Source organism: Cryobacterium sp. TMS1-20-1 (assembly GCF_004402355.1).
Lineage (GTDB): Bacteria > Actinomycetota > Actinomycetes > Actinomycetales > Microbacteriaceae > Cryobacterium > Cryobacterium levicorallinum.
This window is the reverse complement of sequence record NZ_SOGF01000024.1, coordinates 54,593-80,621: the sequence shown is the minus strand read 5'-3', so window position 1 is coordinate 80,621 and position 26,029 is coordinate 54,593. Positions and strand designations below refer to the sequence as shown.

At 64.5% G+C, this 26,029-nt stretch carries 26 protein-coding genes and 1 pseudogene; 17 read left to right on the top strand and 10 right to left on the bottom strand.

What is annotated here, in order from left to right:
- Positions 1-5: 5 nt before the first annotated feature.
- Together E3O45_RS05290 and E3O45_RS05285 are read right to left on the bottom strand one after the other, a co-directional pair.
- A complete protein-coding gene (locus tag E3O45_RS05290) occupies positions 6-1,190 on the bottom strand; it encodes an acyl-CoA dehydrogenase family protein (RefSeq protein WP_134442300.1) in 1,185 nt (394 codons plus the stop codon).
- Positions 1,191-1,225: 35 nt separating this feature from the next.
- The gene (locus tag E3O45_RS05285; RefSeq protein WP_134442298.1) at positions 1,226-2,386 is read right to left on the bottom strand and encodes a CaiB/BaiF CoA-transferase family protein; all 1,161 of its coding nucleotides are present in this window, start codon (positions 2,384-2,386) and stop codon (positions 1,226-1,228) included.
- 242 nt (positions 2,387-2,628) lie between these two features.
- Between E3O45_RS05285 and putP the strand changes: the two genes are divergently transcribed.
- Positions 2,629-4,131 carry a sodium/proline symporter PutP gene (gene putP / locus E3O45_RS05280; RefSeq protein WP_134442296.1) on the top strand — a complete coding sequence of 501 codons (1,503 nt, stop codon included), beginning with the start codon at positions 2,629-2,631 and terminating at the stop codon, positions 4,129-4,131.
- 90 nt (positions 4,132-4,221) lie between these two features.
- Here the strand turns inward: putP and E3O45_RS05275 are convergent, their stop codons facing one another.
- The gene (locus tag E3O45_RS05275) at positions 4,222-5,058 is read right to left on the bottom strand and encodes an exodeoxyribonuclease III (protein WP_092447921.1); all 837 of its coding nucleotides are present in this window, start codon (positions 5,056-5,058) and stop codon (positions 4,222-4,224) included.
- 111 nt (positions 5,059-5,169) lie between these two features.
- Here E3O45_RS05275 and E3O45_RS05270 point away from each other — a divergent pair, with 111 nt between their 5' ends.
- Together E3O45_RS05270 and E3O45_RS05265 are read left to right on the top strand one after the other, a co-directional pair.
- Complete coding sequence (locus tag E3O45_RS05270; RefSeq protein ID WP_092447920.1) at positions 5,170-6,189, top strand: TIGR03557 family F420-dependent LLM class oxidoreductase; 1,020 nt, start codon at positions 5,170-5,172, stop codon at positions 6,187-6,189.
- A gap of 47 nt (positions 6,190-6,236) precedes the next feature.
- Positions 6,237-7,025 carry a coenzyme F420-0:L-glutamate ligase gene (locus E3O45_RS05265; RefSeq protein WP_134442370.1) on the top strand — a complete coding sequence of 263 codons (789 nt, stop codon included), beginning with the start codon at positions 6,237-6,239 and terminating at the stop codon, positions 7,023-7,025.
- On the opposite strand, the gene E3O45_RS05260 is transcribed toward E3O45_RS05265, so the two are convergent.
- The gene (locus tag E3O45_RS05260) at positions 7,022-7,399 is read right to left on the bottom strand and encodes a DUF5110 domain-containing protein (protein WP_134442294.1); all 378 of its coding nucleotides are present in this window, start codon (positions 7,397-7,399) and stop codon (positions 7,022-7,024) included. The two genes, E3O45_RS05265 and E3O45_RS05260, sit on opposite strands and share 4 nt — an antisense overlap.
- 92 nt (positions 7,400-7,491) lie before the next feature.
- On the opposite strand from E3O45_RS05260, the gene cofC reads away from it, so the two are divergent.
- On the top strand, positions 7,492-8,121 hold the full coding sequence (gene cofC / locus E3O45_RS05255) for a 2-phospho-L-lactate guanylyltransferase (protein ID WP_198418221.1): 630 nt from the start codon (positions 7,492-7,494) through the stop codon (positions 8,119-8,121).
- On the opposite strand, the gene cofD is transcribed toward cofC, so the two are convergent.
- Genes cofD through E3O45_RS05235 form a run of 4 tightly spaced genes read right to left on the bottom strand, consistent with a single transcriptional unit; the run spans position 8,118 to position 11,942 of the window.
- Complete coding sequence (gene cofD, locus E3O45_RS05250; RefSeq protein ID WP_241985233.1) at positions 8,118-9,152, bottom strand: 2-phospho-L-lactate transferase; 1,035 nt, start codon at positions 9,150-9,152, stop codon at positions 8,118-8,120. The two genes, cofC and cofD, sit on opposite strands and share 4 nt — an antisense overlap.
- Entirely contained in the window at positions 9,149-9,931 is a 783-nt protein-coding gene (locus E3O45_RS05245) for an ABC transporter ATP-binding protein (protein ID WP_134442291.1), read from the bottom strand. The genes cofD and E3O45_RS05245 overlap by 4 nt, the downstream gene beginning before the upstream one ends.
- Positions 9,922-10,938, bottom strand: coding sequence for a putative F420-0 ABC transporter permease subunit (locus tag E3O45_RS05240; protein WP_134442289.1), 1,017 nt, complete (start codon positions 10,936-10,938; stop codon positions 9,922-9,924). The genes E3O45_RS05245 and E3O45_RS05240 overlap by 10 nt, the downstream gene beginning before the upstream one ends.
- Positions 10,935-11,942, bottom strand: coding sequence for a putative F420-0 ABC transporter substrate-binding protein (locus E3O45_RS05235; RefSeq protein WP_134442287.1), 1,008 nt, complete (start codon positions 11,940-11,942; stop codon positions 10,935-10,937). The genes E3O45_RS05240 and E3O45_RS05235 overlap by 4 nt, the downstream gene beginning before the upstream one ends.
- Positions 11,943-12,116: 174 nt before the next feature.
- Between E3O45_RS05235 and fgd the strand changes: the two genes are divergently transcribed.
- On the top strand, positions 12,117-13,121 hold the full coding sequence (fgd, locus tag E3O45_RS05230) for a glucose-6-phosphate dehydrogenase (coenzyme-F420) (RefSeq protein WP_134442285.1): 1,005 nt from the start codon (positions 12,117-12,119) through the stop codon (positions 13,119-13,121).
- 59 nt (positions 13,122-13,180) lie between these two features.
- Here the strand turns inward: fgd and E3O45_RS17480 are convergent, their stop codons facing one another.
- Positions 13,181-13,678 carry a hypothetical protein gene (locus tag E3O45_RS17480; RefSeq protein ID WP_166789408.1) on the bottom strand — a complete coding sequence of 166 codons (498 nt, stop codon included), beginning with the start codon at positions 13,676-13,678 and terminating at the stop codon, positions 13,181-13,183.
- Between the two features lie 284 nt (positions 13,679-13,962).
- Between E3O45_RS17480 and E3O45_RS05220 the strand changes: the two genes are divergently transcribed.
- From E3O45_RS05220 to E3O45_RS18195, 11 genes and pseudogenes are all read left to right on the top strand, one after another.
- Positions 13,963-14,571: an alpha/beta fold hydrolase gene (locus tag E3O45_RS05220; protein ID WP_134442282.1), complete on the top strand. Its 609-nt coding sequence runs from the start codon at positions 13,963-13,965 to the stop codon at positions 14,569-14,571.
- 68 nt (positions 14,572-14,639) lie between these two features.
- Positions 14,640-15,179 carry a MarR family winged helix-turn-helix transcriptional regulator gene (locus tag E3O45_RS05215; protein WP_198418224.1) on the top strand — a complete coding sequence of 180 codons (540 nt, stop codon included), beginning with the start codon at positions 14,640-14,642 and terminating at the stop codon, positions 15,177-15,179.
- 121 nt (positions 15,180-15,300) lie between these two features.
- A complete protein-coding gene (locus E3O45_RS05210) occupies positions 15,301-16,083 on the top strand; it encodes an electron transfer flavoprotein subunit beta/FixA family protein (RefSeq protein ID WP_134442280.1) in 783 nt (260 codons plus the stop codon).
- Positions 16,084-16,097: 14 nt separating this feature from the next.
- The gene (locus tag E3O45_RS05205) at positions 16,098-17,072 is read left to right on the top strand and encodes an electron transfer flavoprotein subunit alpha/FixB family protein (protein WP_134442278.1); all 975 of its coding nucleotides are present in this window, start codon (positions 16,098-16,100) and stop codon (positions 17,070-17,072) included.
- Positions 17,073-17,128: 56 nt separating this feature from the next.
- The gene (locus E3O45_RS05200; protein WP_134442276.1) at positions 17,129-18,034 is read left to right on the top strand and encodes a cytochrome b/b6 domain-containing protein; all 906 of its coding nucleotides are present in this window, start codon (positions 17,129-17,131) and stop codon (positions 18,032-18,034) included.
- 113 nt (positions 18,035-18,147) lie between these two features.
- The gene (locus E3O45_RS05195; RefSeq protein WP_134442365.1) at positions 18,148-19,647 is read left to right on the top strand and encodes a CoA-acylating methylmalonate-semialdehyde dehydrogenase; all 1,500 of its coding nucleotides are present in this window, start codon (positions 18,148-18,150) and stop codon (positions 19,645-19,647) included.
- Positions 19,648-19,649: 2 nt separating this feature from the next.
- Entirely contained in the window at positions 19,650-20,792 is a 1,143-nt protein-coding gene (locus tag E3O45_RS05190) for an acyl-CoA dehydrogenase family protein (RefSeq protein ID WP_134442274.1), read from the top strand.
- Positions 20,789-21,877, top strand: coding sequence for an enoyl-CoA hydratase/isomerase family protein (locus tag E3O45_RS05185; RefSeq protein ID WP_134442272.1), 1,089 nt, complete (start codon positions 20,789-20,791; stop codon positions 21,875-21,877). The genes E3O45_RS05190 and E3O45_RS05185 overlap by 4 nt, the downstream gene beginning before the upstream one ends.
- Positions 21,878-21,917: 40 nt before the next feature.
- Positions 21,918-22,844, top strand: coding sequence for a 3-hydroxyisobutyrate dehydrogenase (mmsB, locus tag E3O45_RS05180; RefSeq protein WP_198418220.1), 927 nt, complete (start codon positions 21,918-21,920; stop codon positions 22,842-22,844).
- Positions 22,841-23,617, top strand: coding sequence for an enoyl-CoA hydratase (locus E3O45_RS05175; RefSeq protein WP_134442268.1), 777 nt, complete (start codon positions 22,841-22,843; stop codon positions 23,615-23,617). Before mmsB ends, E3O45_RS05175 begins: the two co-directional genes overlap by 4 nt.
- Before the next feature lie 33 nt (positions 23,618-23,650).
- Positions 23,651-24,007: pseudogene (locus E3O45_RS18195) on the top strand (MBL fold metallo-hydrolase); the annotation flags it as partial.
- A 253-nt stretch (positions 24,008-24,260) separates the two neighbouring features.
- On the opposite strand, the gene E3O45_RS17920 reads toward E3O45_RS18195, so the two are convergent.
- Complete coding sequence (locus E3O45_RS17920) at positions 24,261-25,103, bottom strand: amidohydrolase family protein (RefSeq protein ID WP_241985232.1); 843 nt, start codon at positions 25,101-25,103, stop codon at positions 24,261-24,263.
- Positions 25,104-25,539: 436 nt separating this feature from the next.
- Here E3O45_RS17920 and E3O45_RS05160 point away from each other — a divergent pair, with 436 nt between their 5' ends.
- A complete protein-coding gene (locus tag E3O45_RS05160; protein ID WP_134442265.1) occupies positions 25,540-26,025 on the top strand; it encodes a MaoC family dehydratase N-terminal domain-containing protein in 486 nt (161 codons plus the stop codon).
- Positions 26,026-26,029: the final 4 nt, after the last annotated feature.

Sequence of the window (26,029 nt, the reverse complement as noted above, 5' to 3'; positions counted from 1 at the left end):
AAACTCTAGCGAAAGGCCGGGATGCCGGTGATGTGCTGGCCGAGAATGAGGGTGTGCACCTCGTCGGTGCCCTCGTAGGTGCGCACGCTTTCGAGGTTGTTGGCGTGGCGCATCGGGGAATAGTCCAGCGTGATGCCGTTGCCGCCGAGCATGGCGCGGGCCTCCCGGCAAATGGCGATGGCTTCGCGGCAGTTGTTGAGCTTGCCGACCGAGATCTGGTGCGGAGCGAGCGAGCCGGCGTCCTTGAGCCGGCCGAGCTGCAGGGCGAGCAGCGTGCCCTTGTTGATTTCGAGCGCCATGTTGACGAGCTTCTGCTGGGTCAGCTGGTAGCCGGCGAGCGGCTTGCCGAACTGCATCCGCTCCTGCGAGAAGGCCAGCGCCGCAAGGTAGCTGTCGCGGGCCGCACCCATGACGCCCCAGACAATGCCGTAGCGGGCCTCGTTCAGGCACTCGAACGGGCCGCGCAGACCGCGCGCCTTGGGCAGCATCGCCGAGTCGGGCAGGCGCAGCTCGGTCAATTCAATCTCGCACTGAATCGAGGCTCGCATCGAGAGCTTTTGCTCGATCGGCGTGGCGACGAATCCGGGGGTATCGGTGGGGACGACGAAGCCGCGGATTCCGTCATCCGTCATCGCCCAGATGATGGCGACCTGTGCGATCGAGGCCAGGCCAATCCAGCGCTTGGTGCCGTTGAGAACCCAATCGGTGCCGTCGCGGCGCGCGAAAGTGGTCATGCTCGCCGGGTCGGAGCCGGCCGAAGGCTCGGTCAGCCCGAAGCAGCCGATCACCGAACCGGCGGCCATGCGCGGCAGCCACTCGTTTTTCTGCTCCTCGGAGCCGTGCTTGTGGATCGCGCTCATCGCGAGCGACCCCTGCACGCTCACGAAGGTGCGCAGCCCAGAATCGCCGGCCTCGAGCTCGAGCGCAGCGAGGCCGTACTCGACCGAGCTGCGCCCGGGGCAGCCGTAGCCCGTGAGGTGCATGCCGAGCAGGCCGAGCCTGGCCAGCTGCGGAATGATCTCGAGCGGAAAGACCGCGTTCTCGTACCACCCGGCGATGTTCGGTTTGATCGTGGTGTTGACGAAGGCCCGCACCGCATTGCGCAGGGTGATCTCGGTCTCGGTCAGCAGGGAATCGATGCCCACGAGGTCGGCAGCGTCGGTCAGATCGGTGTCAATGAGAGTGGTCATGAGTCGTCTTCCTTCAGTAGAGCGGATGCTTATGGTCAGAAAAAGGTCGCACCATTGTGTTCCCCGAGCAGTGGCGGCGGGCGCCGGTACCGTGCGGGGGTCGCGGAGAGGCTGATCGGGTTGGCGATCTGCTGGCTCACCCGCGACCGGTTCGAATCGGTCACCGGCACGACCGGGGCGAGGCCGAGTTCGGTGGCCAGTTCGAGCGCCTCGGCGATCGAATTCACCTTGCCGGCCGGCACGCGCGCGGTCGCCAGCAGTGCTGTCCATTCCGTGGCCGGACGGGTGGCGAGCCGCGCTTCGAGCAGCTCTTTGAGCACCGCGCGATGGGCGAGGCGGTCGGCGTTGCAGCCGAACCGGCGGTCGCGTGCCAGCTCGGGGCGGTCGAGCACCTGCACGAGCGCGGTGAACTGCTTGTCGGTGCCGACCGCGATCGCGATCGGGTCGTCCAGGGTTCGAAACGTTTCATAGGGCGCGATGCTCGGGTGGGCGTTGCCAAGGCGCTGGGGGGCGACCCCGGTAGCGAGGGTGCTCGAGGCCTGGTTGACCAGCCCGGCGAGTAAGGACGAGAGCAGATTCACCTCGACTCGCTGGCCCAGGCCGGTCTGCTCCCGCGAGCGCAGTGCGGCGAGAATGCCGACGACCGCGTTCTGCCCGGTCACTACATCGACGAGGGCGACCCCGACCTTGCTCGGTTCTTCGGCGGCCGAGCCGGTCACGCTCATCAGCCCGCCGACCGCCTGCACGAGCAGGTCGTAGCCCGGGAGCGCCGCGCCGCCGGCGCGGCCGAATCCGGTGATCGAGCAGTAGACGAGCTCGGGGCGCTCCGCGGTCAAACTGGCGTAGTCGAGGCCGTACTGCTCCATGACGCCGGGGCGAAAGTTTTCGATCACGACGTCGGCGCTCAGCGCGAGGGCGCGCGCATCAGCCAGGCCGTTCTCGGTACGTAAATCGCAGACCACAGAGCGTTTATTGCGGTTGACGCTCGCGAAATAGCTACCAATACCGTTCGGGTCGACCGGCGGCACCCAGGCGCGGGTATCATCGCCGAGCGGGTGCTCGATTTTGATCACATCGGCGCCGAAATCGGCCAGCATCATGGTGGCAAATGGCCCGGCAAGCACGCGAGAAAAATCCGCAATACGGATGCCGTCCAGCGGACCCGTCGTGCGCGCCTCATCAATAATCCCGGTCATTTGGATACTGTATCCAATTTGGCCGAGGAGGGGAAGGGATGGACGCCTCGTGCGGTCATTGTGGGCACGTTCAGGGCGACCGCGGGCAGGGGGTAAGCCCTCCGTTGTCAAACGGTTACGGGGGCGAATGGGCGGTTAAAGATGGCGCCATGCCCATATTTCTGCGAGACTGGCGCTTTGAGCTTGCTCGCACCTCGAGTAATCACGTCCAGTACGTCGGGCATCCCAACAAAGGAATCCCATTGACGGATCAAACATTTCAACTCATTGCAATCGTTTTATATCTCGCAGGCATGGTTGCCATCGGCTACTTTGCCTTTCGTCAGACCAAAGACCTTGACGACTACATGCTCGCCGGCCGAGGACTCAAGCCGGGCACAGCGGCCCTGAGCGCGGGTGCTTCGGATATGTCCGGCTGGCTGTTGCTCGGTCTCCCCGGAGCCATCTACGTGTCCGGCCTCGTTGAGGCCTGGATCGCCATCGGCCTCACCATCGGTGCCTGGCTGAACTGGAAGTTCGTGGCACCGCGGCTGCGCTCTTACACCTTCGTATCGAAGAACTCGATCACCATCCCGAGCTTCTTCGAGAACCGACTGAAAGACACGTCGCGCCTGCTGCGCGTGGTCTCCGGTGTGATCATCCTGGTGTTCTTCACGTTCTACGTCTCCTCCGGCATGGTTGCCGGAGGTGTGTTCTTCGAGGAGTCCTTCGGCTCCACGTTCGTCACCGGCATGCTGATCGTCGGCGGCGTCACCCTGCTGTACACCCTGTTCGGCGGCTTTCTCGGTGCTACCCTCACCGACGTTGCCCAGGGCCTCCTCATGCTCGCCGCGCTGATCGCTGTTCCCCTCGTAGCGCTGAACGCCACCGGCGGAGTCGTCGCAACCCTCGACTCCATCCGCGAAGTCAACCCCGACCTGCTGTCCATCACTGCCGGCGGATCCGTGCTCGGTGTCATCTCGGCTGCCGCCTGGGGCCTCGGTTACGTCGGCCAGCCGCACATCATCGTGCGTTTCATGGCCATGCGTACCCCGCAGGACGCCAAGGCTGGTCGCCGCATCGGCATCGGCTGGATGATCCTCACCGCCCTCGGTGCTATTGCGACCGCCCTGATCGGTATCGCGTACTTCCAGCAGAACCCCAACCTGGATCTCGCAAACCCGGAGACTGTGTTCCTCATTCTCTCGCAGACCCTGTTCCACCCCTTCATCGCGGGCCTCGTGCTCGCCGCCGTGCTTGCCGCGATCATGAGCACCATCTCCTCGCAGCTCATCGTCTCGTCGTCGGCGCTCGTTGAAGACCTCTACAAGATTGTGGGCAAGGATGCCGCGCCCAAGCAGCTGGTCATGCTCGGCCGTATCGGTGTGCTCGTCGTGGCCGTCATCGCCGCACTGATAGCGCTGCAGCAGAACTCGACCATTCTCGACCTGGTCGGTTTCGCCTGGGCCGGCTTCGGTGCCGCCTTCGGCCCGGTGGTCATCCTCTCGCTGTACTGGAAGAAGCTCTCCACCTGGGGCACCCTGGCCTCGATGGTCACCGGTGCCGTGGTTGTGTTCATCTGGGGCAACTCCGCCCTCGGCGACACCCTGTACGAGATCGTGCCCGGCTTCGCGGCCAGCATGATCGTGGCCGTCGTGGTCTCCCTCGCCACGTACAAGCCGAACGCCGAGATCGATGCCGAATTCGAACTGGCCGCAGAACAGGCACACCCGAAGTACCAGGCTCCCAAGAAGGTCTCGGTCTAACCACCGGCACCTCGCACTGTACGTTTTACTGCAACGACAGCTGCCCCCGGCCGAAAAGCCGGGGGCAGCTGTCGTTAACGCATCTTTCTGTTAGAAGATCATCGGGCGGTCGTCATCGTCGCCGCCCAGATCTAGGTCGACGAGCACCGGAACGTGGTCGCTCGGGGCGTCGCCCTTGCGTTCATTGCGGTGGATGCTGGCATCCGTTACCAGATCGGCGAAGGCGGGCGAGCCGAGGATGAAGTCGATGCGCATGCCCTCGTTGCGCGGAAACCGCAGCTGCTTGTAGTCCCAGTAGGTGAAGCCCTCCGGCACGATCGGGCGCACGACGTCGGTCAGGCCGGCTGCCTGGAAGGCCTCGAACGCCGCGCGTTCCGGCGGCGAAATGTGCGTGGAGAGACCGGGAACCAGTGTCGGGTCGCCGGCGTCTTCGTCGCGGGGCGCGACGTTCCAGTCGCCCATCATGGCCAGCGCGAGCGTGGGATGGGCCTCGAGCTCCGCGACAGCGTGGGCCTCGAGGGCCTTCAGCCAGGCCAGCTTGTAGTCGTAGTGCGGGTCGCCGAGCGCACGCCCGTTCGGCACGTACAGGCTCCACAGGCGCAGGTCGTTCACGGTCACGCCGAGCGCGCGCGCCTCGAGCGGCTGGTCTGGACCGACCGCACCCTTCAGGAAGCCGGGCATATTCGGAAAACTGGTGACGACATCCGTCATTGGCTCGCGGCTGGCAAACGCCACGCCATTCCACTGGCTCAAACCGTGAATGGCGAGGTCGTAGCCGGCGTCCTCGAACACCTGCGAGGGAAACTGCTCGGGCTTGCACTTGATCTCCTGCATGGCGAGAACGTCGATGTCTTCGCGTTCCATCCAGTCGACGATTCGTCCGGAGCGGGCACGAACGGAATTGACGTTCCAGGTGGCGATGCGCATGACTCCAGCCTATAAGGGCCAGCGTGCCGCCCGGCCAAGCGGATGCCGCCTTCCGCGGTATCGAACGCAGCCGCGACCGTGTTGCGATTGAATGGACACAGATACACGGTTATGGGCGGAAAGGGTATTTTGACGGAGTTGCGGATTGGCTACGCGGCCATGTTGGAGCAGTTTGCACCGGCCGAGGCGGTCGCACTGTCGGCCTACGCGGAGCAGCACGGTTTCACCGGCGTGATGGCGGCCGACCACTTTCAGCCCTGGGTTCCAGCGCAGGGTCAGTCGAGCTTCGTCTGGAGCGTGCTCGCCTCGATCGCCGAGCGCACCACGGGCGACTTCGGTCCCGGCGTGACGGCGCCCACCTTTCGCTGGCACCCGGCCATGGTCGCGCAGGCTTCCGCGACGCTGGCCTCGATGCACCCGGGTCGGCATTGGCTGGGACTCGGCAGCGGTGAAGCGCTGAACGAGCACATTGTGGGCGGCTACTGGCCCGAAGCCCCGGAGCGCATCAATCGCATGTTCGAGGCCATCGAGATCATCTCCAAGCTGTTCGCCGGATCCCTGGCCGACAAGGACGTCAAGCACTCCGGGCAATTCTTCAAGCTCGAGTCGACGCGGCTGTGGACCATGCCGGACGTTGCCCCGGAGATTCTGGTAGCCACGGCCGGCCCGGTCACGGCCAAACGCGCCGGTCGGCTGGCGGACGGCCTGATCACGGTCGGCGCCCCGCTGGAGAAGATCGCGATGCTGTTCGCAAAATTTGACGGCGGCGCCCGCGAGGCCGGAAAAGACCCGTCGACGATGCCCAAGGTGCTGCAACTGCACATGAGCTGGGCCGAAACCGACGAAGAGGCCATGACCAATGCCCTGCACGAGTGGCCGAACGGCGGCATGAAGTTTCCGAAGAGCGATATTCGATCGCCGTTCGAGTTCGAGCAGCTGGCCAAAATGGTGCGTCCGGAGGACTTCGAGGGCCGCATGGTCATCTCGGCCGACCCCGACGAGCACCGCAAATACATCCAGAAATTCGTCGACCTCGGCTTCGATCGCATCTATCTGCACAACGTCGGCCGCAACCAGAAGCAGTGGATCGACGTCTTCGGCGCATCCGTTCTGCCGAAGCTGGTGCGCTGATGCCGCACGACGCCCGGCCCGACGCGGCCGCGGCGGAAGTGGGGGCAATGGAACTGTTCGGCCTGAAGGTGTTCACCCTCGGTGGGTTCGGTGAGATCACGGCCGGTGACGACCTCGCCGCCCTAATCGCGGAGGCCGCACGGTCCCGCCTGATTGACGGCGATATTGTGGTGGTGACCAGCAAGATCGTTTCGAAGGCCGAGGGGCGGGCTGTGCCAGCGGCCGACCGCGAACAGGCGATCACCGACGAGACCGTGCGGATCGTGGCCTCACGCGCCTACCCGGGTGGAGTCACCCGCATCGTCGAGAACCGGCAGGGACTCGTGATGGCGGCGGCCGGCGTCGACACCAGCAACGCGCCCGCGGGCGTCGTGCTGCTGCTGCCGGTCGATCCGGATGCCTCCGCTCGCGCGCTCTGCACAGCCCTTCGCGAGCGCACCGGCCTGCGGCTCGGCGTGCTGATCACCGATACTGCCGGGCGCCCGTGGCGCGAGGGCCAGACCGACATCGCCATCGGTGCGGCGGGGCTTGCGGTACTCGACGACCTGCGCGGCACAACGGATGTCTCGGGTCGCCGCCTCGACGTCACCGTCGCGGCGGTCGCCGACGAGATCGCCGGAGCCGCCGATCTGGTCAAGGGCAAGACCAGCGGCAACCCGGTCGCCGTGCTGCGCGGACTCGGCCGGCTCGTCGGCGACCTCGATGCCGTCGGCGCCCGGGCGTTACAGCGCCCGAGCGACACCGACATGTTTAGGCTCGGCACCGCCGAGGCCCGCGCCGAAGGGTATCGCGAGGGGTTCGCCGCCGGGTTGGCTGCAGCAGCCGAGAAAAGCTAGATCGAGATCGTGAGGTTCTGGATCAGGCCGGTCTCGGCGGCGAGCTCGAAGCGGTAGCTGAGGTCGACGCTGCGGCCGGGAAAGTTGCCCTCGATGCGGTTGATGACGGTCGTTGCCGCCTCGTCCTTCTCGGTGCGCAGCAGGGTGGTCGTGTATTCGAACTCGGCGGCGCTGCCGGCCAGCCAGGCCGTGATGGCCGGCTCGCCGGTGTACGTCTTGCCGTCGTCGACGACGACAGCGTTTTCGACAAAGGTCGCTCGAGCGGAGGTGGGCTTGGCGCTCGCGCTGCGCTCCAGATAGGTGACGATCGCCAGGGGAAGCGCGCGAGCCTGTGCGGTGAGCGACTGTGACAGGGGACCTCCGGGGCCGTTCATTCGAACGTACGGATGTTGGCTACTCGGCCCCTGAGGCTACCGCGTGCCGGGTTGCGCGGGTTTGCCGGCGGAGCGCTGATAGCGTGTTTACCGTGGATCAGACTCGGTGGGTGGTGGTCGTCCCGGTGAAAGGAACCTCCGGGGCGAAGAGCCGCCTCGGGGCCGGAGCCGGGCGGGCGGCGCTCGCCGATGCGTTCGCGTTGGACACGGTAGCGGCGCTGGTGGCGGCATCCGCTGTGGAGCGCGTGTTCGTGGTGACCGCGAGTGCACGGCTCGGCGTGGCGCTGGCCGCACTCGGCGCGGTCATCGTGCCGGAGGTGCCGGGCCCGGACGCGGGGCAGGACCGATTGAACGCCGCGATCGAGCAGGGTGCCGAGGCGGCCCGGTTCGCGTGCCCCGACGCGAATCTGGCCGTTGTGACCGGAGACCTGCCGGCCCTGCACGTGGCCGATGTAGAAACGGCGTTCGCGCTCGCGGCCACGCACCCGCTCTCGATGGTGGCCGATGCGGAGGGCGTGGGAACAACGACGCTGCTCGCGTGGGCCGGCTACAGGTTCACTCCGCGGTTCGGTCTCGGCTCCCGCGCCGCGCACGAGGGCGACGGGCACGTCGTGCTGGACTTGCCGCCGAGCTCGTCGCTGCGACGCGACGTCGACACCGCAGCCGACCTCGACACCGCCCGGGCGCTGGGGCTCGGGCCGCACACGAGCGCACTGGTCTAGCTCCTGGCTCCGGGCCACAGTGCCAGGGCGGCGGCCGCCATCGCTGTCGTGGCGGGCAGGTCGGTCATCCACAGCGGCACAGCGGCCGAGCGGATGCCGGCGGCCGCGAGAGCGGGCAGGGCCACGGCATCCGTTTCGTCGATGAGCCAGCCGTCGAGGATGCCGCCCCGGCTGCGGGCACCGTAGTGCAGCCCGACCGCGAGTGCACTGGTCTCGACCCCGATCGTGCGGAGGCAGGCGTCCGCCATTCCGCGCACCGCCGCGCCGCCGACAATCGGAGAGACGCCGACCACGCGGGCCGCGGTCGACCGCAGCGCATCACGTATGCCCGGAACGGCCAGGATCGTGCCGACCGACACGACCGGATTCGACGGCGGCAGCACGACGACGTCGGCCTCGGTGATGGCTTCGAGCACCCCCGGCGCGGCGACCGCGTCGGCGAGTCCCCGCTGCTCGAACCCGGTGATCGGCACCTTCGCCCGGTAGCGCACCCACCATTCTTCGAAGTGGATATAGTCGCCCACGGAGTGCTCATCTATATTCTCGGCGAGGCATACGTGGGTTTCCACGGGCTGATCACTCATCGGCAGCAGCCGCACCCCGGGCTGCCAGCGGCGGCAGAGAAACTCCGTCACCTCAGAGAGCGTAGAACCGCTGCGCAGCAGATCGGTGCGCACGATGTGGGTGGCCAGATCGAGATCGCCGAGGGTGAACCAGGACCAGCCGCGACCGTAGGCCGCGATCTCGGCGGAGGTCCTCCGGGTCTCGTCGGGGCGGCCCCAGCCCTGCTCCTCGTTGATGCCGTCACCGAGCGTGTACATAACCGTGTCAAGGTCGGGGCAGATGCGCAGCCCGTCCAGCCACATGTCGTCGCCGGTGTTCACGATGACCGTCACGGTGGCGTCGGGAGCTGTGACCGCGAGTTGCGCCAACATGCCGCGGGTGAAGCGGGCACCGCCGACACCGCCGGCCAGAACGGTCACGCGATTCAGGCTCGTCATGCCGACGCCGCTCATGCCGACGCCGCTCATGCCGACACCGAAGCAGCCGCATAGACGATGACCGGATGACCGCCGCGCGGATGCTCGAGAATGTAGCAGTCCACGCCGTAGACGGCGCCGATGATCTCGGGGGTGAGCACCGCAGCGGGCACGCCGGAGGCCACGAGCAGGCCGCCATCGAGCAGCAGGATGTGGTCGCAGTAGGCCGCGGCGAGGTTGAGATCGTGCAGGGCCATGATCGCCGTCACGCCCAGCTCGCGCACCTGCCCGAGCAACGAGAGCTGGGCACTCACGTCGAGGTGGTTGGTCGGTTCGTCGAGCAGAAGCAGGCTCGGTTGCTGCGCCATGGCCCGGGCGATCTGCACGCGCTGCTGCTGCCCACCGCTCAGAGTGTGCCACGACCGATCGGCCAGAGTTCCCGCGCCGACCAGTTCGAGGGCGTCCAGAGCGACCGTGCGATCCTCCGCGCCGCTGAACGAGCCTATGAGTTTGGTGCGGTGGGGAATGCGCCCCAGCAGCACAACCTCGAGCACGGTCAATTCCACACTCGGGGCGGCGTTCTGCTCGAGCAGCGCGATCCGCCGGGCCGCCTCGCGCCGCGGAAGGGAGCCGATGGCGACGTCGTCGAGGGAGGCGGTGCCGGCATCCGCTGTGTCGATACCCGCGATCAGGCGAAGCAGGGTGGACTTGCCGGCGCCGTTCGGCCCGAGCAGGCCGGTGACGCTGCCGGTGGGCAGTGACGCCGAAACGTCCCGCAAAATGCTGGTGCCGTCGATGCTGAACGACAACCGATCGAGTTCTACGCCCACAGCTTCGACTTCTTTCTCTTGATCAGCAAAATGAACACCGGTACGCCGATGAACGCGGTGATGATGCCCACCGGCAGCTCGCGCGGGTCGAACACGGTGCGCGCGAGGGTATCGGCGATCACCAGGAACAGCGCCCCGCAGACCGCGACGAGCGGGAGCAGGCGGCGGTGGCCCGGGCCGCTGATGCCGCGCACCAGGTGCGGCAGAATGAGCCCGACGAACCCGATGGACCCGCTCACGGCCACCATGGCCCCGGTGAGCAGAGCGACCGAACCGAGCAGGGCCCAGCGGGTGCGATTGACGTTGATGCCGAGGCTGGCCGCCGACGTGTCACCGAAGGCGAACGCGTCGAGCCGGGTCGCCGACAGGACAATGCCGGTGCCCACGACCAAAACGGCTGTCGCCGCGATCATTACGCTCTGCCAGGTGGCACCGGCCACCGAGCCGAGCAGCCAGTTGAGGATCTCGCGGTAGGAGTCGCCCTTGGCCGCCCAGAAGATGATGAACGAGGTGAGGGCACCGGCGAGCTGGGCGATGGCCAGGCCGGCGAGCACGGCCCGCACCGGGGTGATCGTTCCGCCGACCTTGGCGATGCTGAGCGTCGCCATTAGGGCCAGCAATGCTCCGGCAAACGCTGCGGCCGGCAGGGCAAATCCGATGCCGAGAATGACCACGCACACCGCTCCGACGGATGCCCCGCTCGACAACCCGAGCAGGTACGGGTCGGCGAGGGGGTTGCGGGTCACGCTCTGCATCACGGCGCCGCTGAGGGCGAGGCCGGCGCCGACCAGCGCGGCCGTGAGCACGCGCGGTAGTCGGAGCTGCCAGACGATCGAGTCGATGAGTAGCGGTACCGGCTCGACGGGCAGACCGAGGTGCGCGCCGATGCTGCCCGCCACCTGGGCGAGGCTCACCGCTGCCGGCCCGATGGTCACGGCGACCGCGCACCCGAGCACGAGCAGAGCGGCTGCCGCGACCAGCCACCCGAGGTACTTACTGCGGGTCACTCGTCGAGCGCGGCTAGCTGCGAGATCGTGGACGCCGTCGCTTCGACGTTGCGGATGCCGGCCTCGGTCGCGGCGAACGGCAGGATGATGTAGCGCTGGTTCTTGACGGCGTCGAGCACCTGCGTGGCCGGGTCGGACTCCAGGTGGGCGATCTTCGACTCGGCCGTGTTCCAGGTGGCGTCGACGAGCACGATGACGCTCGGGTTGGCCTCGATGATCGATTCCCAGCCCGCCGAGGTCCAGGTGTCGCTCACGTCGGCGAAGATGTTGGTGAGCCCGGCGGCGTCCATGATCATCTCGGGTGAGCCGATACCGGCACCGACATAGGGGGTCGTGGTTCCGCTTGAGTACCACAAGGCCGTGGTGTCGGTCGCGGTCGGCTTGAGGGCGGCGAGGTCGGACTGCAGGCCGCTGACCAGCTTGGCTGCGGCATCCGTTGCGCCGAAGATGGCACCGGCCTCGTCGATTTCGGCGAAAACCGTGTCGAAGGTGAGCGGGTTCGGCATGGAGTCGCCCTTGCAGGCGGCCGGCGAGACGTAGGTTCCCACGCCGAGAGCCTCGAGGGCGGGGCGCTCGCCCACGCCGTCGGCGCTGAAGTTGGATTCCCACCCGCCGTAGATGAAGTCGGGGTTCAGGCCAAGCACCGCCTCCTGTCCGGGCAGAAAGTCGCTGATCACGTTGAGGTCGGCGCCGGCTGCCGCGAGCGAATCAGGTAGGGGGCCGTCGAGAAAGGCTGAGCCGACGATGCGGTCGCCGAGTCCAAGGGCGAGCAGCAGTTCGGTGGCCGAGGACTTGATCGACACGATCCGTTCGGGGGCGGCTGCGACGGTGACGCTGGTGCCGCAGTTGTCAGCCGTGATGGGGTAGCCCGCGCGGGCAGCTGTTGACGAAGCGGGGGACGATCCCGGAGTGGCGGCGGGCGTCGCCGTGGCGGCGCATCCGCTGAGCAGCAGGGCGGCGTTGATGCCGACGCCGATGAACAGAAAACGGGAACGACGGAGCATGCGGGACCTCACAAAATTTGGGCGCGGGAAACTGGACTGTCCAGCGACCTGCTGCCCAAATCGAGGCAAGCTCAACCAATAAAATCTAATCGGTGGTCGTGAACACCGTATCAGGGGCGCAGAAAAAACAGGGCATAGGCTGAACAGGCTGAGTAACTCGACGAGGGAGAGCGCATGTTGAAGCTGGGACTGAAGGCGTCGGCGGAGCAGTTCGCACCGCGAGAATTGGTCGAACTCGGTGTCATGGCCGAGGAACACGGGCTCGACAGCGTGACCGTGAGCGACCACTTTCAGCCCTGGCGGCACGAGGGCGGGCACGCGCCGTACGCCATGGCCTGGATGGCCGCGGTCGGCGAGCGCACGAAGCGGGTGCAGATCGGCACGTCGGTGATGACCCCCACCTTTCGCTACAACCCGGCCGTGATCGCCCAGGCCTTCGCCACCATGGGTTGCCTGTACCCCGGGCGCATCATGCTCGGCGTCGGAACCGGCGAAGCCCTCAATGAGATCGCCACCGGTTACCAGGGTGAGTGGCCCGAGTTCAAGGAGCGCTTCGCCCGCCTGCGCGAGGCCGTCGACCTCATGCGCCAGCTCTGGACTGGCGAACGAACCGACTTCGACGGTGAGTACTACAACACGGTCGGTGCGACCCTGTACGACGTTCCGGATGCCCCGGTGCCGGTCTACATCGCGGCCGGCGGCCCCGTCGTGGCCCGTTACGCCGGCCGCGCCGGCGACGGCTTCATCTGCACCTCAGGCAAGGGCATGGAGCTCTACACCGACAAGCTGCTGCCGGCCGTGGCTGAGGGCCTCGAGAAGGTCGGGCGCCCGCAGGACGACATTGATCGCATGATCGAGATCAAGATCTCCTACGACACCGACCGGGACACCGCGCTCGAGAACACCAGGTTCTGGGCGCCACTGTCCCTCACTCCCGAGCAGAAGCACTCCATCCAAGACCCGATGGAGATGGAAGCCGCCGCCGACGCCCTCCCGATCGAACAGGTCGCCAAGCGCTGGATCGTGGCGTCCGACCCCGATGAGGCCGTCGCCCTGATCAAGCCCTACCTCGACGCGGGCCTCAACCACCTGGTCTTCCATGCCCCCGGCCATGACCAGAAGCGTTTCCTCGACCTGTTCGAGCGCGACCTGGCCCCCCGGCTGCGCCAGCTGGGCTGATCCGCGCACTGGCCGAAGCCCGCTAAGCCCAGCGCGCCCCGACCTCGTGCACGGCCGAATCAAGCGGATGCGCCGCCGCGGCCAGGGCCTCGGCCACCGGCCGAATATCGTCGGGCAGGGCGCTCGCCCACGCCGTCGGCGCTGAAGTTGGATACCCAGCCGCCGTAGATGAAGTCGGGGTTCACACCGAGCACCGCTTCCTGCCCGGGAAGAAAGTCGCTGATCACGTTGAGGTCGGAACCGGCTGCCGCGAGTGACTCAGACAGTCGGCCGTCGAGAAAGGCCGAGCCGACGAGGAGGTCGCCGAGTTCGAGCGCGAGCAGCAGGTCGGTGGCCGAGGACTTGATCGACACGATCCGTTCGGGGGCGGCAGCGACCGTCAGGCTCGTTCCGCAATTGTCGACGGTGACCGGGTAGTTCGCGGTGGTGGCTGGAGTCTTGGCGGGTGAGGCGGTGGGGTGGCCGTGGCAGCACTTCCGCTCAAAGACAGGGCCCCGGCGGCCAGAGCGGCGAGACGCACGGTAATTCGAATCCTGAGGTCTCTTTCGAATCGTCACGGCAGGCTGCACGGGGCAGTGCGGGCGCGAACTGGCAGATTCTAGGCGGACCTGAGCCCAAATCCAGGCCAGTGGGGCCGGTCAAAGCAAACCGGTGGTCTGCTCAAGCAGAGGCCCGTTTGGTGACTGAGCAGTATCATCTAACAACCCGCTCAGTGCGGCAGACGATCTGGACAGCGAACGAGTAGGAATTCACTTTGGGCGATCGAAAACGAATCGTCGCACTTGCCGGAACACTGTGCTCTCCGAGCATTTTTAAGCCGCTAGGTGACCGACTCTGGCCAATGGCCGCCCTTGAAGCCCCCTCGTGGATGACGTTTCCTAGACCATGGAACATGGCGGGGATCGCGGCACAGGTGGCTGACCAGATTCGCTCGAGCCGGCCAGGTCGCGCGGTACTTGTCGGGCACTCCACCGGAGGTGCCATCGCTCTTCAGCTGGCACTTGATAATCCCGAGCTGGTCGATGCGCTGGTGCTGGTGGGCACGGGGCAGAATATGCATTCCCACGGTGATGTCGAAGCGATCATTCAACGGATGGAGCATTCCTGGGGGAGAGAACTCTTCGAAACGATTCTCGATCGCTCCTTTGCCGAGCCATTGGGATCCTCGGAACGCGAGAGCTTTCTCGATTATGCGGATCGGATTGAACGTCGCGCCGCAATCGAGGTTCTCACCAGCCAGCGCGCTACCGACTTCAGCGGCCGATTGGCCGAGATCTCGTGCCCAGCGATTGTTATTCACGGCATGCAGGATCGGACTCGCACGAGCGCCCAAGCCGAAGCCCTTGGTGTGGCACTTGGCGGTGCGCCGGTGCATTTTTTGTCTTGCGGACACTCAGCAATGTTCGAGAGGCCCGACGAGACCGCGACAATCATGCGCACGATACTCTGACGACACTGATGCGCCAAATACAGACGATGTATCCGTGTACCGTGGAAGAAATTAACCAAAGGATGTATATGGTGGCGAATGCAACACCGTTGACCATAGATCCCATTGCGGAAGCTCGTCGCCAGTGGGCCGAGCACGGGTGGGACGATGCCGCCGACGGCATGGCGGCAGTCACCTCCATCATGCGGGTGCAGCAGCTCATGCTGGCGAGGGTCGAGGCCACGCTGAAGTCCTACCGGCTGTCTTTCGCGCGGTACGAGATGCTGACGCTGCTCAGTTTTACCAAGGGCGGGGCTCTCCCGATGACGAGCGCGAGTGTGCGGCTCCAGGTCCATCCGACGAGCGTCACCAATACCGTGGACCGGCTGGAGCGGGACGGGCTGGTCAGGCGGACGGCACACCCCACGGATGGTCGTGCGACCCTGGTCGTTTTGGAAGACACCGGACGCGACCTGGTCGCCCAGGCATCGGCCAGCCTCAACGAAGAGGTGTTCGTCCGGCCCGGCCTCGTGCAAGACGATATGACTCAACTCATCCACATCCTGGCGCGCTTCCGTCGCAATGCCGGCGATTTCATCGACCCTCCAGTGCAGCCCAATCCGCTCTAGCCCGCAGGAAAATATAACTAAGTCCTAGTAAATACTCGATCTTCCTAGTATGTTTCTCTAGAAGACGCCTCCGCTCAGTCCACGCGTCTCCGTCTGGGACGCAATATCAGGGAGTGAACTAGTGAAGATCGTTGTTCTCGTGAAGCAGGTGCCGGATACGTATGGTGAGCGGATTCTGGATCCCTCGACGGGATTGATCGATCGCGCGGCCAGCGACGCCGTCATCGACGAGATCGACGAACGCGCTCTCGAGGTGGCGCTCAGCTACAAGGACGCACATAAGGACGCCGAAGTCGTCGTAATGTCGATGGGGTCAGCGGCAGTGACCGTGGGCCTGCGTAAGGGGCTGGCGATGGGTGCCGACTCTGCCATTCATGTTCTGGACGGCGCCTTGGCGGGCGCAGATATCGGGTGGACGTCTACCGTGCTGGCCGCGGCGTTGGGCACAACCGGTTTCGATCTGGTCATTGCCGGTAACGAGTCGACGGATGGCGGGGGCGGGGTGGTTCCGGCGATGGTGGCCGAACGATTGAATCTTCCGCACATGACGTATCTCGAATCGGTACAGCTCTCCGATGACGAGGTGGCTGGGGAACGTGCTACCGGGCAGGGGAAGCTGCGCGTGCACGCTACGCTGCCCGCGGTCATCTCGATTACGGAGCGCTTGCCCGAGGCGCGCTTTCCGAAATTCAAGGGAATCATGTCGGCGAAGAAGAAGCCGTTCACGGTCCTATCGCTCGAAGACCTGGGCATTGACCCGGCCGTCACCTTCGCTGGCAGGGGGCGCTCCGTCGTGCTGCAGACAACCAAGCGTCCAGCCCGCGCCTCGGGTAAGAAAATCATCGATGAGGGAAACGCCGGCGTTGAGCTGGCGGACTTCCTTATTGCTGGCCACCTGATCTAACGGAGGAATCGTCAATGTCGAACATTCTTGCACTCATCGAAATTTCTCATCGCGGCGACCTTGCGGACTCGACTCCCTCGCTGCTCGCTGCCGCAGCCAAGCTCGGCACGCCCGTTGCCGTTGTGGTCACCGCACCTGGAGCGGGGAATGCCCTGCTAGAGAATCTCGGACAACTCGGCGCTGCTCAGGTCTATCTTGCCCAGAGCGACCAAGCGGGCGAGCTTCTGGTTACTCCGCAGGTAGACGCGTTGGCTCTGGCCGTGTCGACCTTCAATCCTGGCGCAATTCTGACGGTGAATTCGGTCGAAGGGCGTGACGTTGCTGCTCGCTTGGCGGCGCGAATTGATGCTGGCCTGGTGATCGATGCGGTCGACCTGCGCGCTGACGGCCCGAGCATCATCGCGATCCACTCGGTGTTCGGCGGCGTATACACGGTGGAATCCACGGTGCAGGGCGGTCCGGTGATTGTCACTGTTCGCCAAGGAGCAATCGACGGGCAAGCGGATGCCGCGGTGCCCGTCGTCACGACAGTGTCGCTACAGAGCGACGCAGTGCGTTCCGCCGTGATCGATGAGGTCATTGACAATGTCGTAGTGTCGGCCAGACCGCCGCTTCGCGGTGCGACCACAGTCGTCTCTGGCGGTCGGGGGCTTGGCTCACAGGAGAAGTTCGCCCTCGTCGAGCGGCTGGCGGATGCGCTCGGCGCTGCGGTCGGCGCCTCGCGCGCTGCGGTCGATGCTGGCTTCGTCTCGCAAACCTCCCAGGTGGGCCAGACCGGCGTCACCGTCTCGCCCCAGCTCTATGTGGCGCTGGGGATATCGGGAGCGATTCAGCACCGGGCCGGAATGCAGACCGCGAAGACGATTGTGGCCATCAATAAAGACGCGGACGCACCTATTTTCGATATTGCAGACTTTGGCATCGTCGGCGACGTTTTCACCGTTGTTCCGCAACTCATCGAGGCGCTGGAGTCCCGGAGCACGAAGTAGGCCCGGGCCTAGCCGACCCTTGCCAGTAACGAACCGCACCGAATAGAGAGTAAGCAATGCGCACGAGTAAGTGGTTCAAGCTGGTCTGGATCGTCCCCGCAGTCCTGGTGCTGCTGGCCGCAGTGGTTCTGGCCGCGCAGGGACTTCGCACGCTTCCCGCGGTTCGGTCGTTCCTCGGCGAATATCCCGGTGAGTCAGAACTTGCGACAGGGACGCCCGTCGGTTTTCCCGCCTGGCTGGCCTGGCAGCACTTTCTGAACGCGTTCTTTATCTTGTTAATCATCCGCACCGGGTGGCAAATCCGCACGGTTGCGCGACCCGCGGCCCATTGGACGCGCAATAACAAGGGACTCATCAAGACCAAGAACGCCCCGTCTAAAATCAGCTTGACCCTCTGGTTTCACCTGAGTCTTGACGCGCTCTGGGTGCTCAACGGAATCGTTTTCTACATCCTGATTTTCACGACCGGTCAGTGGCTGCGCCTGGTCCCGCAGAGCTGGGATGTGTTCCCCAACGCGCTTTCCGCGGGCCTGCAATATGCGTCGCTGAACTGGCCCACCGAAAACGGATGGACCAACTACAACAGCCTTCAACTCCTCACCTACTTCGCTACGGTTTTTATTGCCGCGCCCCTGGCCATCATTACCGGCCTTCGAATGTCGGGGGCATGGCCGAAAAACGCCACCAGACTCAACCGGGTCTACCCGGTGGAACTTGCGCGGGCCATCCACTTTCCCGTGATGCTCTACTTCGTGTTCTTCATCATCGTGCACGTGACGTTGGTGCTCGCCACTGGCTTCTTGCGCAACCTCAACCACATGTATGGGGGAAGCGACAACGAAAGCTGGGTCGGATTCTGGATCTTCGCCGCCTCGCTCGTCGTCATGGCCGCCGCCTGGATCGCCGCCAGGCCCGTCTTTCTGCGTTCGATCGCCGCCTTGACCGGGTCCATCACGCGCTGAAAAAATTACTTGCTCTCCCTAGTAAATACTTGCAGTACCTAGTACATTGATGACGAGGCAGTCACCATGGCGGTGACGAGAAAGCAGGAAATTCGATGGTTCAGGAATTGACGCTGGTTCGGGAATTGACTCACTTCGTGGGTGGAAAACACATCGAGGGCACCTCTGGCCGTTTCAGCGAGGTCTTCGACCCCAGCACGGGAGCCGTGCAGGCGCGGGTTCCACTGGCGTCCAAGGCCGAAGTCGAAGCTGTCATCGCCAATGCCGAAATTGCGCAGGTCGAGTGGGCGTCCTGGAACCCCCAGCGCCGCGCCCGAGTGCTTTTGCGCTTCCTCGCCCTGGTGGAGCGTGACATGGATTCTCTCGCCACGCTCCTCTCCTCTGAGCACGGAAAAACGTTCGAGGATGCCAAAGGTGACATCCAGCGCGGGGTTGAGGTCGTCGAATTTGCTGCGGGCGCTCCGCACCTGCTGAAGGGCGACTACACGACCGGAGCTGGAACTGGAATCGACGTGTACTCGATGCGTCAGCCGCTCGGTGTCGTCGCTGGAATTACCCCGTTCAACTTTCCCGCGATGATTCCGCTCTGGAAGGCCGGCCCCGCCCTCGCTGCCGGCAACGCGTTCGTGCTCAAGCCGTCGGAGCGTGACCCTTCCGTTCCACTAGCCCTGGGCGAACTATTCATCGAGGCCGGAATGCCCGCCGGTGTGTTCAACGTGGTCAACGGGGACAAGGAAGCCGTCGACACGCTACTGAACGACGATCGGATCAAGGCGGTCGGCTTCGTGGGTTCGACCCCCATCGCCCAGTACATTTACGAGACGGCCGCCGCCCAGGGCAAACGTGCCCAGTGCTTCGGCGGTGCGAAAAATCACATGATCATCATGCCCGACGCCGACCTCGATCAGGTTGCCGATGCCCTCATCGGCGCCGGCTACGGCTCCGCCGGGGAACGCTGCATGGCCATCTCCGTCGCGGTCCCGGTCGGAGCCGCCACGGCCGATGCACTCGTGGCGAAACTGGTCGAACGAGTCAAGCACCTCAACGTCGGTCCGGCCCTGGATGCGAATTCCGACTATGGCCCCCTCGTCTCCCAAGCCGCCGTCGAGAAGGTGTCTGAATACATTCAGATCGGGATCGATGAAGGAGCCGAATTGCTCGTAGATGGTCGCGGACACGTCGTCGACGGGTACGAAAACGGTTTCTACCTGGGGCCGACACTGTTCGACCACGTCACGCCGTCGATGACGATCTATCTGGAAGAAGTCTTCGGCCCCGTGCTCATCGTCACCCGGGCAGAGGACTATGAAGCAGCCCTTCGACTTCCGTCGGAACACATGTACGGCAACGGGGTGTCCATCTTCACCCGGGACGGCGACACTGCCCGCGACTTCACCGCACGGGTCAATACCGGAATGGTCGGCGTGAACGTGCCCATTCCGGTTCCCATCGCGTATCACAGCTTCGGCGGATGGAAGAAGTCCGGCTTCGGCGACCTCAACCAGTTTGGGACCGATTCGTTCAAGTTCTATACGAAGACCAAGACGGTCACGTCGCGCTGGCCGTCCGGCATTAAAGAAGGTGCAAGTTTCGTCATGCCCCAGATGCACTGACCATGTACGCACTCACGGAGGAACAAGAGTCACTGGTCGGCGTTGTTCGGGATTTCGCCAGCTCCGCGCTGGCACCGCACGCGATCGAATGGGACCAGACTAAGCATTTTCCGGTCGATGTGCTGCGCGAGGCCGGCGAGCTGGGCCTCGGTGGCATCTATGCCCAGGAAGACGTCGGCGGATCCGGACTGACCCGCAGTGACGCCGTGCTAATTTTTGAGGAATTGGCCAAGGGCGACACGACGATCGCGGCTTACATCTCGATCCACAACATGGTGGTCTGGATGATCGACACGTTCGGCAACGATGAACAGCGTCAACAGTGGGTGCCGCCGCTGGCATCAATGGAGCAACTCGGCAGCTACTGCCTGACCGAACCGGAGGCCGGATCGGACGCGGCAGCGCTCACCACGTCCGCCGCGCGCGACGGAGACGACTACGTCATCAACGGCGTGAAGCAATTCATCTCCGGTGCCGGTTCCTCGAGCGTGTATGTTGTCATGGCCCGTACCGGCGCCGCCGGGACAAAGGGTATCAGCGCGATTGTCGTACCGGCCGGTACCCCCGGGCTCTCGTTTGGCGCAAATGAAAAGAAGATGGGCTGGAATGCCCAGCCCACCCGCCAGGTGATCTTCGACAACGTTCGCGTTCCGGTTAACAACCGACTCGGCGACGAGGGAACCGGCTTTCACATCGCCATGAAGGGGCTCAATGGCGGCCGCATCAATATGGGTGCCTGCTCCCTCGGCGGCGCCCAATGGGCACTCGATCAAGCCGTGCACTATCTCAAAGAACGCAAGGCCTTCGGCAAACTCCTCGTTGAGCAACAGTCCCTGCTCTTCACCCTCGCCGATATGGAGACCGAGCTGCAGGCCGCGCGGGGACTGCTTCGACGCGCTGCCTGGGCATTAGACACGAACGCCCCTGACGTGGTGTCGCTCTGCGCGATGGCCAAACGATTTGCAACGGATGCCAGTTTCACCGCCGCCAACGCCGCGCTCCAGCTGCACGGCGGCTACGGCTACCTTGCCGACTACGGCATCGAAAAAGTCGTACGCGACCTTCGAGTGCACCAGATCCTGGAGGGCACCAACGAGATCATGCGCCTCATCGTTGGTCGTGCCCTCGTGGACGACGCGGCATGATCCGGTCGGATGAGCCGCAGCCCGAGGTTTTCTTCACCCGCAGCGGCCAGGTCGGACACATCACGCTGAACCGCCCGAAGTCGATCAACGCCCTCACGCACGGCATGGTGCACGCCATTCAGGACGTGCTCGACGAGTGGGCCGACGACCCCACGCTGCGCACGGTGCTGTTGACCGGCAGCGGCGATCGCGGCCTGTGCGCGGGGGGCGACATCCTCTCGCTGTATCGTGACGCCACCACCGGCGACGGATCGGCAGCGGCTGCGTTCTTCCGAGACGAATACCGACTTAATGCCAGCATCGCCTCCTATTCCAAGCCCTATGTTGCGATCATGGATGGACTCGTGCTTGGCGGCGGAATCGGGCTCTCCGCTCACGGTTCGCACCGGATTGTCACCGAACGCTCCAAGCTGGGAATGCCCGAAACCGGAATTGGCTTTGTGCCGGACGTTGGGGGAACGTGGCTGCTCTCCCACGCGCCTGGCGAGCTGGGAACATTCCTCGCGCTCACCGCCGGCTCCGTGCGCGCTGGCGACGCGATCGCGCTGGGGCTGGCCGACTCATTCATTACCTCCGACCAAATTCCGGCGCTAATCGACGCACTGACAACAACGGATGCTGACCCAGCGATCGCGGCACTGAGCCAAGCCCCGCCCGCCTCGAATCTGACAGCTCAACAAACCTGGATAGACCGGGCCTACGCGGGCGAGAGCGTTCCCGCCATTATTGACCGATTGCGCGCTGAATCCGCCGACGAGGCGCTGGTCGCGGCGGAGTCGATGAGTCTGAAATCTCCCACGGCACTGGTCGTCACGCTGGCGTCGCTCCGCAGCGCCAGCCGGTTGCCCAGCCTCGAAGCCGCCCTCGAACAGGAATATCGGGTGTCGGTTCGTGCCATACGCGCGCCCGACTTCATCGAGGGAGTGCGGGCCCAGGTCGTCGATAAGGACCGCCAGCCGCGCTGGTCGCCGCCGACGCTGGATGGCGTTGACGGGGAGCGGATCGCTTCCTTTTTTGCTCCCCTTGAGCCGGATGAGACGCAGCTCACACTGCCTGATCGCGTGCACGGCACGTCAGTTTTCTAACCAAGCCACTCGAGCGCCAGCGACGGCACCGAAGAAAAGGATGAAGATGAACACCTCGATAGCATTCCTGGGCCTCGGCCACATGGGTGGCCCCATGGCGCTCAATCTCGTCAAAGCAGGCTACACCGTGACCGGATTCGATCTTATGCCCGCCGCAATAGACGCGGCGCGTGCCAGCGGCCTGGCCGTGGCCGAGACCGCTGCGCAAGCCGTGGCCGGCGCTGACGTCGTCATCACCATGTTCCCCACCGGACGCCACGTGATCGACGCCTATTCGGGCAGTGCAGAAGCCCCCGGCTTACTATCCATCGCGAAGCCAGGCACCCTGTTCATCGACTCCTCGACTATCGCGGTCGACGACGCCAAGCGCGCTCACGACCTCGCCGTCGAAGCAGGTCACCTCAACATCGACGCACCGGTCTCTGGGGGTGTCGTCGGCGCGACCGCCGGAACCTTAGCCTTCATGGTGGGTGCGTCAGTGGCAGACTTCGCACTCGCCGAGCCAATTCTTGCCAGGATGGGGGCGCGCATTGTGCACTGCGGAGACCCCAGTGCCGGCCAGGCCGCCAAGATCTGCAACAACATGATCCTGGGCATCTCGATGATCGCCGTCAGTGAAGCATTCGTGCTCGGCGAAAAACTGGGCCTCACCCACCAAGCCCTCTTCGATGTCGCGTCGACGGCATCCGGTCAATGCTGGGCACTCACCACCAACTGCCCCGTTCCCGGCCCGGTACCCACGAGCCCCGCCAATCGCGACTACCAACCCGGCTTCGCCGGAGCCCTCATGGCAAAAGACCTCGGCCTGGCCCTTGACGCACTCGAATCCACCGGCGTCGCCGCCGAACTCGGCCCCATCGCCGCACAGATCTACCGCCGCTTCGCAGATGAAAACGGCGCCGGAGTGGACTTCTCGGGCATCATCAATGACATCCGCATGCACAGCGATGCGAGGACTGCCGCATGACCGAGTATGAAACCATCTTGGTCGAGCGACGCGAACGCGTCGGCATCATCACGCTCAACCGACCTCAGGCCCTCAACGCGCTGAACGAGACACTTATGCACGAGGTGGTGACGGCTGCCAGAGAGTTTGATGTCGACACAGAAATCGGGGCAATCATCCTGACCGGTTCCGAACGCGCGTTCGCCGCCGGTGCGGACATCAAAGAAATGTCGAGCAAGAGCTATCAGGACGCCTACCTCGGCAACATGTTCGCTGGCTGGGACGGCTTCACGTCGGTTCGCACGCCGACCATTGCAGCGGTCTCGGGGTATGCACTCGGTGGAGGCTGTGAGCTCGCCATGATGTGCGATTTCATCCTGGCCTCCGACACCGCAAAATTTGGCCAGCCCGAGATTAACCTCGGGGTCATTCCCGGAATGGGCGGAACCCAGCGGCTCACCCGCGCGATCGGCAAGGCCAAAGCGATGGAGTTGATCCTTACCGGGCGAATTATGGATGCGGAGGAGGCCGAGCGCGCCGGGCTTGTCGCACGCATTATTCCAGTAGCGGCACTGCTCGATGACGCCATCAAAACCGCTACCGCGATCGCCGGCAAATCGCTTCCCGTCGCCTACGCCGCTAAAGAATCGGTAAATGTCGCCTTCGAGTCCACGCTTGCCGAAGGCATCCGCTTCGAGCGGCGGGCGATCCACGCCACCTTTGGCCTGCACGATCAGAAAGAGGGCATGGCCGCATTTATCGAGAAGCGAGATCCCCAGTTCACCCATCGGTGAAAGCCATCAGTTCGGAGCTGCGGAACGTGCGCGGTGATTGAGGTAACCGGCACCGCGGCGAAGCATGCGTGGAATGCCAAGATCCTGCCCCCGGTGGAACAGGTTGCACCCCTCGTGTGGTCGATCCCCATCGTCTTTCCCGTCAATTCAGTTCGCTACACCTTCTGCTACGTGCTGATCGCGCCGTCCGGTGAGTGTGTCGTACTGGACCCGGGCTGGGATACTTCGGCGGGCTGGGCCCAGCTGTTGAACGGGCTGGCCGCTGCCGGCCAACCCCTTAAATCCGTGGTTGGTATCGTGTCGACCCACAGCCACGCAGACCATCTCGGTCTGGTGCGCCGACTCACCGATGCAACCGACGCATGGGTGGCCATGCTCGGACCAGAGAGCGATGCTCTGACCAGAAGAACGGATGCTGCCGCCACCCACAGGCTCGAGCGCACCTGGCTGAGGGGGTGCGGAGTACCCGACGGTACTGTGTCGTCGCTTCTGTCGGACGAAACCGAGTTGAACGCTGCCGGGCATGTCGCCTACCCAACCATGTTGTTGGCTCACAACGATCTGCTTTCACTGCCTGGTCGTACCCTGCGCCCATTTGGAGTACCTCGACCCGGATCGTCTGCCACTGGTCGGAAATCACCTGCTAGATACCCGCGCGCGCGTCACCGAACAACCGGGTCGCGTTATCCCAGCAAACGGCTCGCATCCAGTCGTCACCGAGACCCAACCGCTCGAGTGCCTCGAGCTGGTGCAGGTAGGGGTGTGGAATGATCGGAAAGTCGGTTCCGAGCATGATTCGGTCCCGCAGGTGCGGCAGTCGCGGGAGCAGGCTGTCGGGGAACGAGGTGCCCGTTGCCGTGAGGTCGGTGAACACGAGGGTTGTGTCTAAGTAAACGGACCCGAACGCTTCCGCGAGGTCCACGAAGGCCTCGAAATCGGGCTCGCCCATATGAGCGAGGATGATGACGAGCGCGGGGAAACGTTCGAGCACCGCACGCATCGGTGCCGGGCCAGTGAACTGGTTGGCGACCGGGGCGCCGCCGGCGTGGACGAGGATCGGCGTGCGCGACCGTTCGAGAAACGCCCACACGGGGTCCAGCATCGGGTCGTCGAGGAAGTAGCGGCCGACCTGCACGTGCACCTTGAAAATCTCTACACCCTCCTCAACGAGCTTGGCTACGTAGCCCGGGGCCGTGGGCTCCGGATAAAACGTGCCCGACCAGATGGATTCCGGGACGCGCTCGGCGAAGGCGCGCGCCCAGTCGTTGAAGAAGCCTGCGATGCCGGGCTTGTGTGCGTACGGCAGGGAGGTGAACCTGCGGACGCCGAACTGCCGGAGCAACTCGAGCCGCTGCTCCTGCGGTTCGCTGTAGCAAATATCCCAGCCGTCGACTGAGAATGGGCCCCCGCCGGAGAGTTTCTCCCAGACCCGGCGTTCGATGTTCGGCGGGAGAAAATGCGCGTGGATATCAACCAAGCCGGGCACGCCGAGCCGGTCCGTGAAGGCGCGGACAGCCGCTACTTCCTGGGCTCGCCCTGGTGCGATCTGTCCCGGTGCGGCTACTGCGTTCGCATCTGCCTCCGCCGCCCCAGTAGGCGAGGGTGCCCCCTCGTTCGCAGCGTAGCCGTGCCGTAAAACCTTCACGTAGCCGATGGCAGCCTCCTTGTTCAGTCCTTCGATCGTCAGTGAGCGCTCTCGACCGACTAGTCAGCCGAGAGTAATTCACTGCCCAACGCTCGGTCAACCCGGACGGGATCTACTTGCAGTCCAGCGCGACCAACTCGTCGGATAGGCAGTACTGCACCCAAAGCTGCGGTCCGCGGCCACGGTAAAGGCGCCCAAATCGGCACTTTCGGTTTGTGAAACGAAGTGCTAACGTCATATTCGACCGACTAGTCGGTCGCAATCATTCGGAGCAGCTATGAACGATGAAGTTTCAGCAATCCGCCTCGTGGCGCAGTCCATCGCGCACCAAGTCGGCACCCAGGAGCGATGCTACCTGGGCGCGATCACGGAGCGCGATTCCGCGCGGTTCCACGTGACGATTCAAGGCGCGGTTCCGGGCGATGATCGGAAACAGACGGGGATGCATCCGCTCATGCCGAGCGCGGTGCTGGCTTGGGGCGAGGGGCCTCCAGAGGATGACTTGATCGCAGACGGCAACGTCAAAGACGTCTTCGCCGGCGTCGACTTGGGCGGTCTCCGGCTCATGGGCGGTGGCCAGGATCTCGTGTTCCACCAGCCGGTCGAGCCAGGGACTGAACTCTGGATGGACGTGCAGGTCGAGGACGTCCAGCTAAAACAGGGCCGCTCCGGTGAGTTCATCACGCTACTTATCCTGCGCGAGTTCCGCGATGCCGCTGGCACGACCTACACGACCTGCCACGAAACTTTCCTGGCGAGATAGGAAC

Bases quoted from the DNA above. Each gene is read 5' to 3' on its own strand.
- E3O45_RS05205 (WP_134442278.1), top strand. From the start codon at position 16,098: ATGTCGAACATTCTTGCACTCATCGAAATTTCTCATCGCGGCGACCTT.
- fgd (WP_134442285.1), top strand. From the start codon at position 12,117: ATGTTGAAGCTGGGACTGAAGGCGTCGGCGGAGCAGTTCGCACCGCGA.
- E3O45_RS05160 (WP_134442265.1), top strand. From the start codon at position 25,540: ATGAACGATGAAGTTTCAGCAATCCGCCTCGTGGCGCAGTCCATCGCG.
- E3O45_RS05285 (WP_134442298.1), bottom strand. From the start codon at position 2,386: ATGACCGGGATTATTGATGAGGCGCGCACGACGGGTCCGCTGGACGGC.
- E3O45_RS05185 (WP_134442272.1), top strand. From the start codon at position 20,789: ATGATCCGGTCGGATGAGCCGCAGCCCGAGGTTTTCTTCACCCGCAGC.
- mmsB (WP_198418220.1), top strand. From the start codon at position 21,918: ATGAAGATGAACACCTCGATAGCATTCCTGGGCCTCGGCCACATGGGT.
- E3O45_RS05175 (WP_134442268.1), top strand. From the start codon at position 22,841: ATGACCGAGTATGAAACCATCTTGGTCGAGCGACGCGAACGCGTCGGC.
- E3O45_RS05275 (WP_092447921.1), bottom strand. From the start codon at position 5,058: ATGCGCATCGCCACCTGGAACGTCAATTCCGTTCGTGCCCGCTCCGGA.
- E3O45_RS05260 (WP_134442294.1), bottom strand. From the start codon at position 7,399: ATGAACGGCCCCGGAGGTCCCCTGTCACAGTCGCTCACCGCACAGGCT.
- cofD (WP_241985233.1), bottom strand. From the start codon at position 9,152: ATGAGCGGCGTCGGCATGAGCGGCGTCGGCATGACGAGCCTGAATCGC.
- E3O45_RS05270 (WP_092447920.1), top strand. From the start codon at position 5,170: ATGGGCGGAAAGGGTATTTTGACGGAGTTGCGGATTGGCTACGCGGCC.
- E3O45_RS05215 (WP_198418224.1), top strand. From the start codon at position 14,640: ATGGTGGCGAATGCAACACCGTTGACCATAGATCCCATTGCGGAAGCT.
- E3O45_RS05235 (WP_134442287.1), bottom strand. From the start codon at position 11,942: ATGCTCCGTCGTTCCCGTTTTCTGTTCATCGGCGTCGGCATCAACGCC.
- E3O45_RS05220 (WP_134442282.1), top strand. From the start codon at position 13,963: ATGGCCGCCCTTGAAGCCCCCTCGTGGATGACGTTTCCTAGACCATGG.
- E3O45_RS05290 (WP_134442300.1), bottom strand. From the start codon at position 1,190: ATGACCACTCTCATTGACACCGATCTGACCGACGCTGCCGACCTCGTG.
- E3O45_RS05265 (WP_134442370.1), top strand. From the start codon at position 6,237: ATGGAACTGTTCGGCCTGAAGGTGTTCACCCTCGGTGGGTTCGGTGAG.
- E3O45_RS05190 (WP_134442274.1), top strand. From the start codon at position 19,650: ATGTACGCACTCACGGAGGAACAAGAGTCACTGGTCGGCGTTGTTCGG.
- E3O45_RS05200 (WP_134442276.1), top strand. From the start codon at position 17,129: ATGCGCACGAGTAAGTGGTTCAAGCTGGTCTGGATCGTCCCCGCAGTC.